This window comes from Pseudarthrobacter sp. PH31-O2, from assembly GCF_030063265.1.
In the GTDB taxonomy this organism is placed as follows: domain Bacteria; phylum Actinomycetota; class Actinomycetes; order Actinomycetales; family Micrococcaceae; genus Arthrobacter.
The window spans coordinates 234,699-249,846 of sequence record NZ_JASIST010000006.1; the positions used below are offsets into that span (position 1 = coordinate 234,699).

At 66.2% G+C, this 15,148-nt stretch carries 18 protein-coding genes; 4 read left to right on the top strand and 14 right to left on the bottom strand.

Translation table 11 applies throughout. The features are described from left to right. The 14 genes from QMG72_RS11605 to QMG72_RS11670 form a co-directional block, all read right to left on the bottom strand. The gene (locus QMG72_RS11605) at positions 1-1,473 is read right to left on the bottom strand and encodes a flagellar hook-length control protein FliK (protein WP_282360664.1); all 1,473 of its coding nucleotides are present in this window, start codon (positions 1,471-1,473) and stop codon (positions 1-3) included. Continuing rightward, positions 1,470-2,129, bottom strand: a complete 660-nt coding sequence (locus QMG72_RS11610) for a C40 family peptidase (protein ID WP_282360663.1) — start codon at positions 2,127-2,129, stop codon at positions 1,470-1,472. The genes QMG72_RS11605 and QMG72_RS11610 overlap by 4 nt, the downstream gene beginning before the upstream one ends. After that, positions 2,126-2,560, bottom strand: coding sequence for a flagellar FliJ family protein (locus tag QMG72_RS11615; RefSeq protein ID WP_282360662.1), 435 nt, complete (start codon positions 2,558-2,560; stop codon positions 2,126-2,128). The genes QMG72_RS11610 and QMG72_RS11615 overlap by 4 nt, the downstream gene beginning before the upstream one ends. Next, positions 2,557-3,888: a FliI/YscN family ATPase gene (locus tag QMG72_RS11620; RefSeq protein ID WP_282360661.1), complete on the bottom strand. Its 1,332-nt coding sequence runs from the start codon at positions 3,886-3,888 to the stop codon at positions 2,557-2,559. Before QMG72_RS11620 ends, QMG72_RS11615 begins: the two co-directional genes overlap by 4 nt. After that, a complete protein-coding gene (locus QMG72_RS11625; protein ID WP_226776336.1) occupies positions 3,885-4,523 on the bottom strand; it encodes a FliH/SctL family protein in 639 nt (212 codons plus the stop codon). The genes QMG72_RS11620 and QMG72_RS11625 overlap by 4 nt, the downstream gene beginning before the upstream one ends. Then, complete coding sequence (fliG, locus tag QMG72_RS11630; RefSeq protein WP_349359375.1) at positions 4,513-5,514, bottom strand: flagellar motor switch protein FliG; 1,002 nt, start codon at positions 5,512-5,514, stop codon at positions 4,513-4,515. Before fliG ends, QMG72_RS11625 begins: the two co-directional genes overlap by 11 nt. A gap of 8 nt (positions 5,515-5,522) precedes the next feature. Beyond that, a complete protein-coding gene (gene fliF, locus QMG72_RS11635; protein ID WP_502934660.1) occupies positions 5,523-7,112 on the bottom strand; it encodes a flagellar basal-body MS-ring/collar protein FliF in 1,590 nt (529 codons plus the stop codon). A gap of 20 nt (positions 7,113-7,132) precedes the next feature. Further along, positions 7,133-7,438: a flagellar hook-basal body complex protein FliE gene (fliE, locus tag QMG72_RS11640; RefSeq protein ID WP_226776333.1), complete on the bottom strand. Its 306-nt coding sequence runs from the start codon at positions 7,436-7,438 to the stop codon at positions 7,133-7,135. Beyond that, complete coding sequence (locus QMG72_RS11645; RefSeq protein ID WP_226776332.1) at positions 7,438-7,830, bottom strand: flagellar basal body rod protein FlgC; 393 nt, start codon at positions 7,828-7,830, stop codon at positions 7,438-7,440. The genes fliE and QMG72_RS11645 overlap by 1 nt, the downstream gene beginning before the upstream one ends. Then, positions 7,830-8,171 (bottom strand): flagellar basal body rod protein FlgB, encoded by a 342-nt coding sequence (locus QMG72_RS11650; RefSeq protein WP_226776331.1) that lies wholly within the window; start codon positions 8,169-8,171, stop codon positions 7,830-7,832. The genes QMG72_RS11645 and QMG72_RS11650 overlap by 1 nt, the downstream gene beginning before the upstream one ends. A gap of 186 nt (positions 8,172-8,357) precedes the next feature. Continuing rightward, positions 8,358-8,759: a hypothetical protein gene (locus QMG72_RS11655; RefSeq protein ID WP_226776330.1), complete on the bottom strand. Its 402-nt coding sequence runs from the start codon at positions 8,757-8,759 to the stop codon at positions 8,358-8,360. 10 nt (positions 8,760-8,769) lie between these two features. After that, positions 8,770-9,294: a flagellar export chaperone FliS gene (gene fliS / locus QMG72_RS11660; protein ID WP_309485718.1), complete on the bottom strand. Its 525-nt coding sequence runs from the start codon at positions 9,292-9,294 to the stop codon at positions 8,770-8,772. Beyond that, positions 9,291-10,619, bottom strand: a complete 1,329-nt coding sequence (gene fliD / locus QMG72_RS11665) for a flagellar filament capping protein FliD (RefSeq protein WP_283480569.1) — start codon at positions 10,617-10,619, stop codon at positions 9,291-9,293. The genes fliS and fliD overlap by 4 nt, the downstream gene beginning before the upstream one ends. A gap of 181 nt (positions 10,620-10,800) precedes the next feature. Beyond that, the gene (locus QMG72_RS11670; RefSeq protein WP_226776328.1) at positions 10,801-11,682 is read right to left on the bottom strand and encodes a flagellin N-terminal helical domain-containing protein; all 882 of its coding nucleotides are present in this window, start codon (positions 11,680-11,682) and stop codon (positions 10,801-10,803) included. 279 nt (positions 11,683-11,961) lie between these two features. On the opposite strand from QMG72_RS11670, the gene QMG72_RS11675 reads away from it, so the two are divergent. Genes QMG72_RS11675 through QMG72_RS11690 form a run of 4 tightly spaced genes read left to right on the top strand, consistent with a single transcriptional unit; the run spans position 11,962 to position 15,148 of the window. Continuing rightward, complete coding sequence (locus tag QMG72_RS11675; protein ID WP_226776454.1) at positions 11,962-12,444, top strand: flagellar protein FlgN; 483 nt, start codon at positions 11,962-11,964, stop codon at positions 12,442-12,444. A 10-nt stretch (positions 12,445-12,454) separates the two neighbouring features. Continuing rightward, a complete protein-coding gene (flgK, locus tag QMG72_RS11680) occupies positions 12,455-13,864 on the top strand; it encodes a flagellar hook-associated protein FlgK (protein WP_226776327.1) in 1,410 nt (469 codons plus the stop codon). A gap of 4 nt (positions 13,865-13,868) precedes the next feature. Next, on the top strand, positions 13,869-14,759 hold the full coding sequence (flgL, locus tag QMG72_RS11685; protein ID WP_226776326.1) for a flagellar hook-associated protein FlgL: 891 nt from the start codon (positions 13,869-13,871) through the stop codon (positions 14,757-14,759). Positions 14,760-14,767: 8 nt separating this feature from the next. Continuing rightward, entirely contained in the window at positions 14,768-15,148 is a 381-nt protein-coding gene (locus QMG72_RS11690; protein ID WP_283480591.1) for a flagellar assembly protein FliW, read from the top strand.

The window sequence follows — 15,148 nt, forward strand, 5'->3', positions numbered from 1 at the left end:
TCAGACAAGAATGTCGATGTTGGTTTGGGGGGAACCCAGCCGACCGGGGATGCGCGGCGCGGGCTCGTGAAATCCTTCGTTGCGGCGCGGGGCTGAGCGCTGCGCTGCGGCGTCGTTCTGGTGCCCCGGGCGGCCGTTCCGGCCCCCGTCCCCCGGTCCGCTGCGATCCGAGAGGTTCAGCGATGCCCCGAATCCGGCGTCGGCGAGCTCCTTCCGGAGCTCGGGAAGGACGCCGCGGAGAGCTTCCCGGCCGGCTTCACCGGGAGAGAACATCTCAATCCGGACGCCGCCGGCGTCGATGTGGGCTCTGATGGTCAGCGGGCCCAGGTCTTCGGGGTTCACTTTGAGGGTCATCACATGTTCACCGGCGGCCGCCGCGGCAAGGGTGAAGAGAGGCCTGCTCAACTGGGGTTGGAGTGCGGGCCCCTGCTGCGGGGAAGCCGTGGCGGGAGCCTGCGGTGCGGACGTCGACGTGGCGGCAGTAGGAGTAGGAGTAGCCGGTCCCCCGGTCAGGGCGGCGGCTCCGGCGGTGGACGCCGATTCCACCGACACCGTGGCCGCCAGCGCGGACTTCCGATCCGGACGCACGTCGCTGCCGCTCGCGCCGGCATTGGGAACAAGACCGGCGAAGGTCGTTCCTCCGGCAGCGGAAGAAAGTCCGGGTGTTGTGCTGGCCGCCGGAGGGTGCGGCTGGAGGCTGGCGGTTGCGGGCGTCGAGGCGGCCCCAGTAAGTCCTGCTGCCGGAGCTGCGTCTTGGGCCGGGCTGGATGGTGCAACGGTGGCTGCCGGCAGGACGACGGCGGCCGGAGCTCCGGTGGCCACGGCATTGGCGTCTGCCGCCACGGCCGGCGCGCCCGCAGCAGCAGCAGGTACCGCGGTGGCAGGAGCCGACACCGGCACGGCACCGCCGGCCCGGAGCTGCGGTTCCGTGGCCGCCTGTTCCGGGGTCATCCGCCCCGGTATGGCCTGCCCCGCGGCGGCGGCTGTCGACTGCGCCGCAGGGGCAGCCAACGCAGTTCCGAACCAGGCCGGGACCGGCAGAACATCTCCTGCGGCGTCATCCTTCGATGGCGACGCGTCCTGGGAGGTGGCGTCGTTGACCTTGGTGTCGTCCGGCTGCCCGCCGGACAGCTGTGCGGTCACGGACGCGGATGTGGTCACGGCCGCGGATGTGGACACGGCCGCGGTCGCGCGCGCGGGCACAGCCTGCGGTGCCCCGACGCCCGGCGAGCCGGCGGAGTTCGAATCCGCGGACACGGTGGTCTCGGACGTCGGACGTTCGGGCTGGACGTTTGAGGGCTGGGCGTTTGAGGGCTGGGCGTTTGAGGGCTGGGCGTTTGAGGAAACGGCGCTGTCCAACAGCACACCGAAAGCTCCGCCGCCGGACGTTGTTGTACCGGCCCGGCCCCCGGCGCCTTGCTGGGTGGCCCGGCTGATCCCCGCAGCAGAGCCCAGACCCATCGATGCGGTCATGATGTGCCCCCTGCCGGGACAATCCGGCGGATGGACGTGAGGTTGGACTGCTGCTCCCAGGCATCGCGGATCTGGATGGTTTGCCCGGGCACGGGGGCGTCGATTGCCTTGCCATTGCCGAGGTAGATGGAGATGTGGTTGCCGCCGAAGCTCACCAGCAGGTCGCCGGGCTTGGCCTCGGCAAGGGACGCTACGGGCGTGCCTTGGCGCATCTGGTCGCTGACCACCCGCGGAATCTCGACGCCGAGGTCTTTGAAGACGCGCTGGGTGAAGCCGGAGCAGTCCATCCCGGTGGCCGGGTTGGTTCCGCCCCAGACGTACGGCACGCCGATGTACTTTTTCGCTGCGGCAACCACGTCGTTTCCGGTCGCTGCCCCTCCGGTGGCAACCGGCGCGGAGACACCCTTGAGTGTTGTCCCGCTGATACCTGTCAGGGAATTGAGGCTCTCCTGCAGGGACGCTGTTCCGGTTCCGCTGGTGCCCAGCGCCGAGGCGAGGGCTTGGGTAAAGGAACCGTCCCCTCCTCCGTCGACAGGCGAGCCCGTGGCGGCGGCCGAGATCGCCGTGGACTTCGCCGAGTCCACCGGCCGGGTGGTGAGTTCGGAGATCATGGACTGGATGCTCTGCATCCGGCCGATCGCCTCGGTCATGCTCATGTGGTCACCTGGGTGTCGTCCCGGTGAAAGACAGTGGACGCAATCTCATCCAGCGCTGACTGTTCGGCCTGCAGGTCTGCGCTCAGTACTTCGGCTTGATGCCGGGCCTGAAGCTTCTCCAAGCCAACGGAGCGGACCCTGGCAGCGGTAAACGCCTCCCGGGCCGCGGACTCGTCTGCCTGGGCGATCGTGGTCAGGCCCCGCAGCTCCGCCAGCATACTGTGCGAGGAGGACCGGGCGGCCGCGACGGCCCGCAGCGAGGCGGAGCTGACAACGTCCGCGTCGTCGATCGACAAGTCACGGCGGGCCGCAGCTTCCCGGGCGCGCACGGAACTGGAACGGGACCTGGCCCGGGCCAGGCCGGTGGCGGCTTGATCCTGCTGGATCTGGCGGAGCCGCAAGAGCCCAGCCAGCGAAAATTGACGGTTCATGCCGCTGCTCCCAGAGTCGAGGTGAGGTAGGAGAGCCGTTGCCACGACTCGGGGTGTCCGGTGGAATCTTCCATTGATTGCTGCAGGAAGGCGTTCACGTCCTGCTCGTGGTTCAGTGCCGCATCAACGAGTGGGTTGGTGCCGGCCTGGTAGGCCCCGACATCGATCAGGTCCTGGGCGGCTTTCCGGGCCGCGAGGACACGGCGAAGCCCCGCGGCAGCGGCGAGGTGATCCCGGGTGTTGACCTTCGAGGCGACACGCGAGATGGATCCGAGGACGTCCACGGAGGGAAAGTGGCCCGTGACGGCCAGTTTCCGGTCGAGGACAACGTGCCCGTCCAGGATGGAGCGGGCGGCGTCGGCGATCGGTTCGTTGTGGTCGTCGCCGTCAACCAGGACGGTGTAGATGCCGGTGATTGAGCCGGTTTCGGCGGTGCCGGCCCGTTCCAGCAGCCGGGCAAGGACGGAAAAAGTCGACGGCGGATAACCGCGGGTGGCTGGGGGTTCGCCGGCTGACAGGCCGATCTCGCGCTGGGCCATGGCGACGCGGGTCAACGAATCCATCATCAGGACCACGTTTTGGCCCTCGTCCCGGAAGGACTCCGCGATCCGGGTAGCGGTGAAAGCGGCGCGCATGCGCATCAGCGCCGGCTCGTCCGAGGTGGCAACCACAACGATGGAGCGTGCCAGTCCCTCGGCGCCAAGGTCGTCCTCGAGAAACTCGCGGACTTCGCGGCCGCGTTCGCCGACCAGGGCGATGACCGAGATTTCGGCGTCGGTCCCCCGGGCGATCATCGAGAGCAGGGAGGATTTCCCGACGCCGGAACCGGCGAAGAGCCCCATCCGCTGGCCCTTGCCGAGGGTGGTCATGGTGTCCAGGACACGGACACCGGTCTGCAGCGGCGTGTCGATGCGGGCCCGTTTCATGGCCAGCGGCGCCTCGTTGTCGATGGGCACGCGCGGCCCGCTCTTGAGCGGACCCTTGCCATCGATGGGCCGTCCGAGGCCATCGATGACGCGGCCAAACAGCCCCCGCCCGGTGGGGACCAGCATGGTGGTGCCCGCTTTGGCCCGGACCGGATCACCGGCGGCGACTCCGGCAAGCCGGCCCAGCGGCATGCAGCGGAGGGTGCTGCCCATCGCGGCGACTACTTCGGCGTCCAGACCGGGACTTTCCCCAACGGTCACGAGCTCACCCAGTGCACCGTCGAGGCCGGAAACTTCCAGGCTCAGGCCCACCACGGACGTCACTACGCCCACCCGTTGGGGAGCGGCGGCCCGTAGTGCGGCGGTGAAAGAGTCCCCTTTTGGGCGCCATTGGGTCATCATGGCTGTCCGTCCATGGTCCGGTCGCCCCAGTCGCCGTCGCTGAGCAGGGCAGTACGGACCCTGGCCAGGGCGGTGCCGAGGCTCGCGTCAAGCCAGCCATGCTCGTAGTCAACTTTCGCGTCGCCGCGGTTCAGGCTTGCGTCCCGGAGCAGCGGAAGCCCGGCGGGCAGGTCCAGGCCTTCCTTGTCCAGGGCGTCAATGTCGGCCGGGTTGAGCCGCACCGCAACCAAGGTGCCGGGGTCGCTGGCGGAAAGGGCGCGTTCGATGGCGGCCCGGGCCGTCCGGGTGCCTTCGGCGAGTTCGTAGCCCAGGATGGCCTCGGCCAGTTCCAGGGCCGTTCGGGCGAGCACTTCATTGGCATCCTGGAGGGCCTGGACATTGCGGTGTGCGAAGTCCGTCCTGGCCACGGCCAACGCGCGCACTGCCCGGTCCAGGTCCTGCTGGCCCGCCGCCAGGGCAGCAGCCTGCTCCGCCGCCATTCGGTCCCGCCAGCGCCGCTGTTCCTTTGCTGCGGCGCGGACCCCGGCAGCGTAGCCCGCGGCGTGGCCCTCGGTGAATCCGGCCTGCTCGTTGGCGGGACCGGTGGTCCGCAGCGACGGGTAGACAATCCGCGCGGGACTGGTGTCAGTAGACAAAGTCTTCCTCGTCCCCACGCTGAATCGTGATGGAACCGTCGGCCTCTAGTTCCCGGATGGAGCGGACGACGGCGGCACGGGCTTCTTCGATCTGCGAGGCCCGCAGCGGCCCCAGGGCCGCGATTTCGGACTCGAGGATCTCCAGGTTGCGGCCGGAAACGTTGGTAGTAATGGTTTCCAGCACCACTTCCGGGGCGCCCTTCATGGCGATGGCCAGCAACGACGAGTCGATGCCGCGCAATACCTGCTGGACGTCCTTGCGGTCCAGTTTGACGATGTCCTCGAAGGTCACCATTTGTGCCCGGATTTCGGTGGCTAGGTCCGGGTTCAACAGGTCCAGGCCATCGAGTACGGAACGTTCGGTGCCGGCGTCGGTACGGTTGATGATCTCCAGCAGCGGCTGGATGCCGCCCGTGACCTTGGAGGCCTGCTGGGAGACAGCGGCACCGCCGCGCAGTTTGAGCGTCTCGGCGACGATCCCGATTGCCTCCGGTGCGCCGGAACCCATCGTTGCGATGCTGAGGGCGACGTCGGCGCGGAGCGAACCAGGCAACCCGGACATCACCGCCGAGGCCTTTTTGGGGCTCAGGTGCGCCAGGACCAGGGCGATCGTTTGCGGCAGTTCACCGTCGATCAGGGCCAGGATCTGGACCGGTTCAATGTCTTCGAGGAACTCAAAGGACTTCCCCGCCATGTTGACGCTCAGCCGGTTGATCAGCCCGGCGGCTTTCTCGGACCCAAAGGACGCTTCCAGCAGTCCCTCTGCCAACTCGCGGCCGCCCCGGGCCGAACGCGGCCCGCTCAGCGCCGAAGAGTGGAAGTCCTTCATGATCTGCTCGGTGACATCGGGATCCACCTTGCGCAGCCGGACGATTTCCGCCGCAATCTCCTCGGCTTCCGAATCCGTCAGCTTTGCCATGACCAGGGCCGCGTTGGCCGGGTTCATCTGCATCAGCACAACGGCCGCGCGCTGGGCGCCCGAAAGGGTCACTGTAGTTTTCATACCGGTTGCCGGTCATCCAGGAGCTCGCGCAGGTAGTCGGCTGCCTTCTCCGGGTTGGCGGAGACCATGCTGTCGATTTCCATCCGACGCCGTTCGGCTTCCACCTGTTCCGGCAAGGGCGGCAGCGGCGGGAGGGCGGTGAGCTCGATCGCCGAGGTTGCCGGGGCCGCCGGCAACGCTGACACGACCGGCATCGCCGGCAGGACCGGCAGCGGCTCAAGCCGCTCGCCCAAGTCCACGGGTTCGCGCTTCTGCCGGCGGCGCAGGACGATCATCAGGATCAGGCCCAGGACCAGGAGTCCGAGGAGGATCGAACCGGCGCTGATGAGCGTGCCGAAGAATTCGGCCTGCTTGGTGGCCTCAGCGTCGGCCTTGGACTCGGCCAGGGACCGGGCAGCGTCGTCCGCAGCCGCGGTGCTGAACGGCACCACCTCAACGGTGACGACGTCGCCGCGTTGCTGATTGATCCCGGCGGCAGAGTTGACCAGGGATGTGAGTGAGGCGAGATTGAGCCCGCCGGCCGCTGCCTGGTTGACGGCCACGGAGATCGTCTGGCGTTTGACGGCTCCGGGCGGGATAACACGGTCCTCGGTGACCTTGTTGACTGCGTTGTTTTTGGTACCGCTGGTGGAATCGAAGCTTCCGTTGCCGCTGGTGCCGCCGGGGACCGCGATGTTGTCCGGTCCCAGAACCCCGGCCGCGCCGCCGCCGGTGCCGGTGTACTTTTCAGTCTTGGAAGTCTCGCTCAGCGGCAGGGCACCTTCAGCGTTGGAGAAGGTCTCGGACTTCTGCTGCGCCGACTCCCCGGTAACGTCGGCGGCGACCGCGACGGTGGAATTGCCCGGCCCGACGACGCGGTCCAGGACGGCACGCACGGCGTCGCCGGTGCGCTGCTGGTAGTCGGTGGCCTGTTTCGAGGATGAGCCGACGGCGCCGCCGCCGACAGCGGAGAGGACATTGCCTTGCGAGTCCACCACTGCGACGTTGATCGGCTTGAGGTTTTCGATGGCCGCAGAGGTCAGGTGCACTATCGCCTGGACCTTGTCGCCGGAAAGGCTGACCCCCGGCTTGGTTTCGATGAAAACCGAGGCGGTGGTGTCCGGGGCGCTGGAGACAAAAACCGTCTTCTCCGGAATGGCGAGACGGACGGCGGCGGTCTTTACGCCGTCCATGGCAGAAATGGTGCTGGCGAGTTCCCCTTCGAGGGCCCGCTTGTAGGTGACGGACTGTTGGAACTCTGAGGACGTAACGCCCATCTTGTCCAGCAGCGAGTACCCGGTGGCGGCGGCCGTGGGCAGGCCAGCGGCGGCGGCTTTGAGGCGTTCGTCGTAGACCTTGTCCTGCGGGACCAGGATGGTCGCGCCGCCGTCGCTGAGTTCGTAGGGAACGTTGTCCTTACGGAGCTGATCGACGATGCCGCTGGCATCGGTGTTCTTGAGCCCGGAGAACAGCGGTGTCAGAGCGGGTTTGGACAGCCACGCGGAAACGGCCACAACGGCGACGACGAGGAGGGCCGCTCCGATGACTGCGATGGTGCGCTGTCCGGCGGTGAATCCCTTGAGTCCGGCGCCGAAGCGGGCGAACATTCCAGATATTTGCGGGGGCATCAGGCTTGCATTCTCATGATCTCGTTGAACGCGTCAACACCCTTGTTTCGCACCGCGGCGACGAGTTCAAGGGTGACCTGCGCGCGGGTGGCGGCGATGGTCGCGTTGTGGATGTCATCCAGGTTGCCCGTCACGGCTGAGACGGCCAGCTGGTTCGACGTCGACTGCAGCTGCTGGAGGTTGTCCACGGCGCCGGTGAGGGACGCCGCGAAGCCGGAGCCGTCGGTACCGGCAGCGGCCCCGGCGCCGTCCACGAAGTTTGTCGGAAGGACGCCCTGAACGGGCGCGATCGGGGAAATGGTCATCAGGATCTTCCAATCTCAAGGGCGGCCATGTAGCTTTCACGGGCGCGGTCCACAACCTGGGCATTCGCCTGGTAGCCGCGCTGGGCAATAATCAGCGCGCCCATCTGTTCGGCCATATCAATATCCGGATATTTCACGTTCCCGTTGGCGTCCGCGAGCGGGTGGTCCGGCTGGTACACGATCCTGCCCTCGCCGTTTCCCAGCTGCGTGCTTTTCACGTACACCCCGGTGAGGTCGGCGCCTTCCCCGGCTTCCACGTATTTAGCCTGGAACGCCGGGCCGGAGGTGCGCGAGACATTGTTCATGTTGGCCAGGTTGTCCGAGACGGCGTCGAGCCATTTCCGGTGCACGGTGAGGGCGGAACCGGCGATTCCGATCGCGTCGAAAGTCATCAGTTCGTCCTCATGGCGGAGCGGACGGCGGTGAACTCATAGCCGAGGGCACGGGTGGCGAACTGGAAGCGAAGTACCGTGTCGATGTTGGACAGGGTTTCGGTGTCCAGGTTGACGTTGTTGCCGTTCAGCTGGGTGGGTTCCAGGGATGCTGCCGTGGTGGCCTGGGCATGACCGTCGCCGGAACGCACCGAGGCCGCGAGGGCGTCCTCGAAGGCCACGCGCTTGGCCTGGTAATTGGGCGTATTGACGTTCGCGATGTTGTTCGCGATGCTGCGCTGGCGCAGCGCCAATCCGTCCAAGGCGCTGGACAGGGCTGCGGAGGTCACGGATTCGAGCACGGGGATCCTGCCTGGGTGGTGGGAGGCCGATCCGTGGCCGTTAAACGAGCGATCCGTGCTCTATCAGTGGTTATCGGCACTGGTCAGCCGCGCGTTAGGAGAAAATATAAAAGAGTTTCCGCAGGATGAATCACTGTGGATACTCGCGGATATTCTTTGCGGGGTCTTATGCTCCCGACAGGAAGTTCAGCCGTTTACATCCAGGTACACAGCACCGGAGGCAGCCACTACGCCGGGAACAGAGGAGACCGCCTGCAGTTGCTGGGCGACATCCCGCCTGGCATCTTCGAGTCGCCGGGCGACGCGTTCCTGCGCGGCCGACAACGCTAAGGCACGTCGTCGGGCTGCAGCGGGTAGCGCTCCGGGGAGAAGATGCGGATGCCAGCGCTTCTCGGGCTGGGGATCAACCGCGCTCCCGGGTGCGGCAGACAGCGGGCCCAAGGGATCCTTCAGGGTGCGCTCGGCTGCACCCACCGCCAGCTCCAGTACGTCCAGGATCGCGTTCCAGGCCGCCAGGGCACTCTCCTCGGGGTCCGTCAGGGTTGATTCCGTGTCGGGGATGTCGGTTCGCCCTCGGCTGCCCTCCACTTCCGGGTGACTATCCAAAACCAAGGCTCCCCCCGCCGGTTAGGGCCTGGGTGCTCCAGGCGCCCGCGGGGGTGGATCCGCGGTTAGGTCCAGAGGTAGGTGCGGCGGGAGCTGCCGCGGGGACCGGGGCAGGGCCTGGGACAGCGGCGGCCGCCTCATGCCAGGCCTCGCGCAAGGGGTCCAAAAGTTCGATGGCCTCACGCGTCAGCGCCGGATCACGCTGGATATTCGCGTTCACCAGGGCGGTGAAGGAGTAGTTATACAGGCCAAGCAGCCCGTCGGCGCCGTCCCAGGCATCGGTCTTCAGGGACGACATAAGTTCAGCTAGGATGGCCTGCGCGTGCAGGAGGTTTTCCGAGGCGACAGGCCAGTTCGCGCCCTGCTGCGCGGCCTCCGCACGGCCCAGGTCCAGCAGGAGCCGGTCGTAGAGCATGGTGAGCAGGCGTGCCGGCGGAGCCGAGAGGACGGAGTCAGCCAGGTACTGGTTCCGCTGGGCGGCGCCGCCGTAGCCGGAGCCGAAAGGTGTGGTGGTCATGCTGACTTACTTCCTGCCAGGCCGGAGAGCTGGGCGGTGAGCCAGGATTGTTGGGCCTTCATGCCGCTCAACGCCGTCTCGAGACCCGAGTAGGTTCGCTGGAGCGTGGCTTTGCGGGAGGCAAGCCGTGTATCCCAGTCACCAATCCGGTCAGCCAGGTCCCGGACTTCGGACTGCTGGCCGGTGATCTTGGTAGTCAAGGTGCCGTTGTACTTATCAGAGGCTGCTGTGGACGCCGCGGCAACGCGACCGGCGATTTCCTGTACCTTGGCTGCTGTTCCCTCGGGATCCTTCGCCAGGGCGGCAGCGAACTTCGTGGCGTCGAACTCCATCGTTCCGGTCTTGGTGATGCTGATGCCGATTTCCGACGGCGACCGGGGCGGGGCGCCGACCGGCAGCGAAGCGGCGGAAAGGATGTTCTGGTTCACCGAGCGCACCAGACTCTCACCGGCGAAAACACCGGCTGACGTCTTAGTGCCGCTGGAGTTCGTGGTGGTGCTGACGGCGGTCTTGCTTGCGATCAGCGAGAAAATGCCGTTCACACCGTCCACGAGGTCGGAGGCGAGCTTGGTGATGCCGGCGTCGTCACGGCCCACCGTGAGCGTTACAGGTGCGGCAGATACTTCTTTGGCGGTGACGGACACGCCGGGCAGCAGATCGGCGAAAGTGTTCGTCGAGGACTTCACGCTCTGGGTCACAGCGGTGTTCGGCCAGAGTGTGATTTCGGCGTCCTGCGCGGCCTTGACATTCGTGAAGGTAGTACCGGGATCGCTGATGGTGAAGGCCCCGGCTTCACCGGACTTCGTGGCGGTGAACTGGAGGCGGAAGTCCTCGCCCCCAACGGCCACCTTCGTGGCGGTCACGCCGGCGCCAGCGGCATTCACCGCCGTGACGACATCGTCAAGGTTATTGGAAGCCGGCGCGATCGTATAGTCGCTGCCCCCGCTGTTGATCGTCATCGTGGTGTACGGCCAGCCGGTCACGGCGTTCACTTTGGGGGTTACGGTGACCTGGGTCTGGGCCAGCTTGGTGACCTGGAAATCGATGGAGCCCGCTTTGGCAGCCGCGGTCGTGGTCGCGACGACTTTGTCGCTGGACGTGGTCGCCTTGGTGAGGTCCAGGGCACCGGGCTTGGCCGCGGCGGTGGCCTGGGTAGCCAGGGCTGCGACTTTGCCATTGAGCCCCTGCAGGGCGGAGACCATCGACTGAAGATCGTAGGACTTGTTCTTGAGCAGGGTCTGCGGAAGGGCTTCGGACTGCATGATCGAGCCGATGAGGGCGGTGGTGTCGAGCCCGCTGGCCAGTCCGTCGAGTGAGATTCCCATCTCTGCCTCTCCTTAGCTGTCAATTCCTGCTGATACGTCGGGTGTTTGTGATGCTGGGACGTTGCACGTAAGGGCCGGACGATGGTGTTGCCATCGTCCGGCCCTTCCGCAGCGTGGTAATCGGGGGTGTCTCATCGTCCGATCAGGGTGGCAGCCTCACTTCAGGACTGCCGGATCCGGCCTAGCGCAGGAGTGAAAGAACACCCTGGCTGGACTGGTTTGCCTGGGCCAGCATTGCGGTGCCGGCCTGGGACAGGATGTTGGCCTTGGTGAACTTGACCATTTCCTGAGCCATGTCGACGTCGGCGATGCGGGACTGAGCGGCCTGCAGGTTCTCACCGGCAACGTTCAGCGACTTTACGGTGTGCTCCAGACGGTTCTGAGCAGCACCGAGGTCTGCGCGCTGTGCCGAGATCGCCTTGATGGCGGTGTCGATCTTCCCGATCGTAGTCTGCGCGTTAGCCGCCGTGTCGACCACGAAGTCGGTGGCGCCGGTACCGGCAGCGTCGGACAGGGCGCCGGTGGCTGTTGCCACGTCGCCCACCTTGACCTTGATAGTGTCCACACCGGTCGTGCCACCGGTGCCGACCTGGATTTCCAGGGAACCCGGGGTTGACGTCGCGGTGACGCCCGCGCCGGTAGCTCCCTTGAGCAGGTCGATGCCGTTGAAGTTGGTGGCTTTCGTGATGCGGTCGAGTTCCTGGCCGAGTGAGTTGCCCTCAGCCTTGATCGCGTCACGGGCTGCCGTGTTGTTAGTGTCGTTGGAACCCTGGACAGCAAGGTCGCGCATACGCTGCAGGATGGAGTGAACCTCGGTCAGGGCGCCTTCAGTTGTCTGGATGACGGAGATGCCGTCCTGGGCGTTGCGGGCGGCCTGGGCCGAGCCGGTGACCTGCGCCTTAAGGCCTTCGGAGATTGAAAGGCCTGCTGCGTCATCGCCGGCGCGGTTGATGCGCAGGCCGGTGGACAGCTTCTCCAAGGACTTGGAAAGGTCGTTCTGGGTGGAGTTGAGGTTGCGGTAAGAGTTGTTTGCCGCGAGGTTGTTGTTGATAACAAAGCCCATGATGTTTCCTCCGTGAGTGGGACTGTAAGCGATGGCCCATCCGTGGGCCTTCAGGAGTAGTTATCGCCCTTTCGGAGGACGACGTAAGCAAAAATGCGAAATTCTTTTTCGAACGGCTTTCCCCCGCCCTTCCGAAAGTAATCAGCCTTCTTCCCGCTAACGGATCCCACTCCCCGGCCGATAGTTTCTACGAACCCTGCTGATGGCTGCAGCCGACTCCTTATGTACTGCATGCCCGGCACCACCGCATTAGTCACCGACAAGGGAGCCGTCCGGACCATGGCAATCCACGAACTTTCAGCCTTGCTGTGGCGGGAGCGTGAGCTCCTGGACGTTCTCACTTTCAAGCTAGAGGAAGAGCAGCTGCTGCTCACCTCGGGCAAGTCCCGCTGGCTGCCCCACGGCACCAAGGAAGTTGAACAGGTCCTGGGGCACCTCTCGCAGGCGAGCTTGGCGCGGACCATCGAGGCCGCCGTCGTCGCCGAAACGTGGGGACTTCCCACCGATGCTTCCCTCGCGGAACTGGCCGCCGCCGCCCCGGAAGGCGCCTGGGCCGAGATCCTCACCGCGCACCTGGCCGCGTTGACCCGCCAGACTGCCCTAATCAAGGAACTGCGCGACTCCAACGAGCAGTACCTGCGCACCGCCGTCCGCTCCACCCAAGAGTCGCTGGCTGACCTGCGTCCGGCAGCCGGCACCTACGACGCGCACGGCAAGACCGGCGAAACCGCCGCCTCCCGCATCTTCGACAAGCAATTCTAAGGAAGCGACCTTGAGCACTTTCGGCGCCCTGAACACCGCCTACCGTGGACTGACCGCAGCCCAGCAGGGCATGAACGTGGCCGGGCAGAACATCGCCAACGCCGCTACCGAGGGGTACACCCGGCAGCGCGTCGAGCAGTCGTCGCTCGCGGCGCCCGCTCGCGGCCTCTTCAGCGGTGGCCTCCTGCAGGCCGGCCAGGGCGTGTCGGTGGACGCGATCGCACGGCTCGGCAACAGTTTCCTCGACGGCGGAGTCCGCTCCACTGCCGCCCAGGCCGGCTACGCCAGTGTCCGTTCCGCCGCCCTGCAGGGCATCGAGGGCGTCCTTCAGGAACCCGGCGAAGACGGCATCTCCACGGCACTGCAGGGCTTCTGGTCCGCTTGGCAGGGCGCCGCCAACCAGCCCGACAAAGACGGCCCCAAGGCGCTGCTGCTGAACGCCGCCAACTCCGTGACGGACAAGATCTCCTCCGGATACAAGGCCCTCGACTCGCAATGGAGCAGTGTCCGCGGCCAGGCCCAGGACGCGGTGACTGCCGTCAACGCGGCAGCCGCCCAGGTTGCCTCCTACAACACAACCATCCGCTCCACCCTTGCCGCCGGCGGATCGGCAAACGAACTGATCGACGCCCGGGCCAAGCTCACGGACCAGATCGCCGGCCTCGCAGGCGGCACCGTCCGCGAGCAAGCCGACGGCACCGTGGATGTTCTCGTCGGCGGCAACGCCCTCGTGACGGGCAGCTCAGTGCGGACCCTGCAGCTGGCCGGCGCAACGGCCATGGCTAGCGCCGCCACCGACGCGCCTCGCATTGAGTGGACCAGCCCCGGCGGCACGGCAGCGCTCGACGGCGGCGAACTCGCCGGCGCCCTCTCCGTACTGGCACCGGCAGACAAGGGCGGGGCAATCGCCCAAGCCGCGGCGTCCTACAACGGCTTCGCTACCGCCCTCGCCACGGCAGTAAACACCGTCCACAAGTCCGGTGTCACTGGGGCCGGCACCACAAACGTCGACTTCTTCACGACCACCGGCTCTGACCCCGCTGCACTGAGCATCTCCGGCCCCGCCAACATCGGCAACATCGCGCTGAAAGCCTCTGCGGGCGGCGCCTTGGACACCAGCATTGCGGACACGATCTCGCAGCTCGGCACTGGTAACGGCTCGCCGGACAAGATCTGGTCGGGCATCGTCACGAACATCGGAGTGCAGTCCCGGGGAGCCCAGCAGCACGAAGCGCTCACCACGGCCGCCCAAATCTCGGCCATCACGGAGCGGGCCTCCCAAGCCTCCGTCAGCCTGGACGAGGAAAACGTCAGCCTGCTCACCAACCAGCACGCCTATCAGGCCGCGGCCCGAGTGATGACCGCCGTCGACGAGGCCCTTGACGTCCTGATCAACCGCACCGGACTGGTAGGAAGGTAGACCCATGCTGAACCGCGTCACGAACCTGACCATGAGCGCCAACGCCCAGCGGACGCTGCAGACCCAGCAGTCCAGGCTGGCCGAACTGCAGGAAAAGGCGACCACACTCAACAAGATCTCGCGTCCTTCGGACGATCCCGCCGCTACTGCCAAGGCGCTGGAGACCCGGTCCCTGCTCGCGGCCAACGCCCAGTACGGCCGGAACATCGACGACGGCAACACCTGGCTCACCGCGGCGGATTCCGCGCTCGAACAAGCCACGAACGTGATGCACAAGATCAAGGACCTCACCGTCCTTGCCGGCAACGGATCGCTGCCGCAGTCCGGCAAGATCGCCATCGCCAACGAGCTGGATGCCCTGAACAGCGAACTCGTTTCGATCGCCAACACCAAGCACCTGGGCCGGAACATCTTTGCCGGGAACTCGGATAACCCTGAAGCCTTCAGCGGCCCCGTGCCACCCACCTTCAACGGCACCGGCCTCAGCCCGGTCGAACGCCGCTTCAGCGCGACCCAGACTGTCCGGGTGGACGCCGACGGCGAGGCGGTCTTTGGCACCGGCTCCACCTCCGTCTTCGGGGCCGTCAAGTCCATCGCTGATGCGCTGAAGGGCGGAACGGCCCCCACGTCGCTGCAGATCGGCAACCTGGATGCTGGTTTTACTCACATCGTCGATGGACGTGCTGAGATAGGAACACGGCAGGCACAGCTGGAACGTGCCGGCAACGTCAATACGGATTTGGAGGCCAACTTGGACGCGCAGAAGATGGGCATAGAAAAACTGGACCTTGGCAGCGTCATCATGGACCTGAAACTTCAGGAGACCAACTACCAGGTGGCCCTGGCCGCGACGGCACGGGTCCTTCAGCCCACGCTGATGGACTTTCTCCGGTGAGTACCGCGGTGCTGAACACGCCAGTCTCATTCACGGTCCCGATGCCAGGACTTGAAGACGCTCATGACTTCACCCTCCGGAGCGTTGAAGGGGCAACCGGACTGTACGCCTTGGAAGCGACCTCCGGTACATCTGCGCGGCTGTTCCTCGCCGACGCCGCAGTCTTCGTGCCCACCTACAACCCGCCGGTCACGGCCGCCACGCGCCAGGCACTGGAGCTTGTGGAGGAGGACGCGCCCCAGATACTGGTCGTCCTGAATCACTCCCCCGCCGCAACCACAGTGAACCTTATGGCTCCGATCGTGTTGAACCCGGCCACCCGCCGCTGCACCCAGCTGGTCCTGGACGGCCGCGACTACCCGCTCCGGGCGGATCTCAATTCGCTCTGA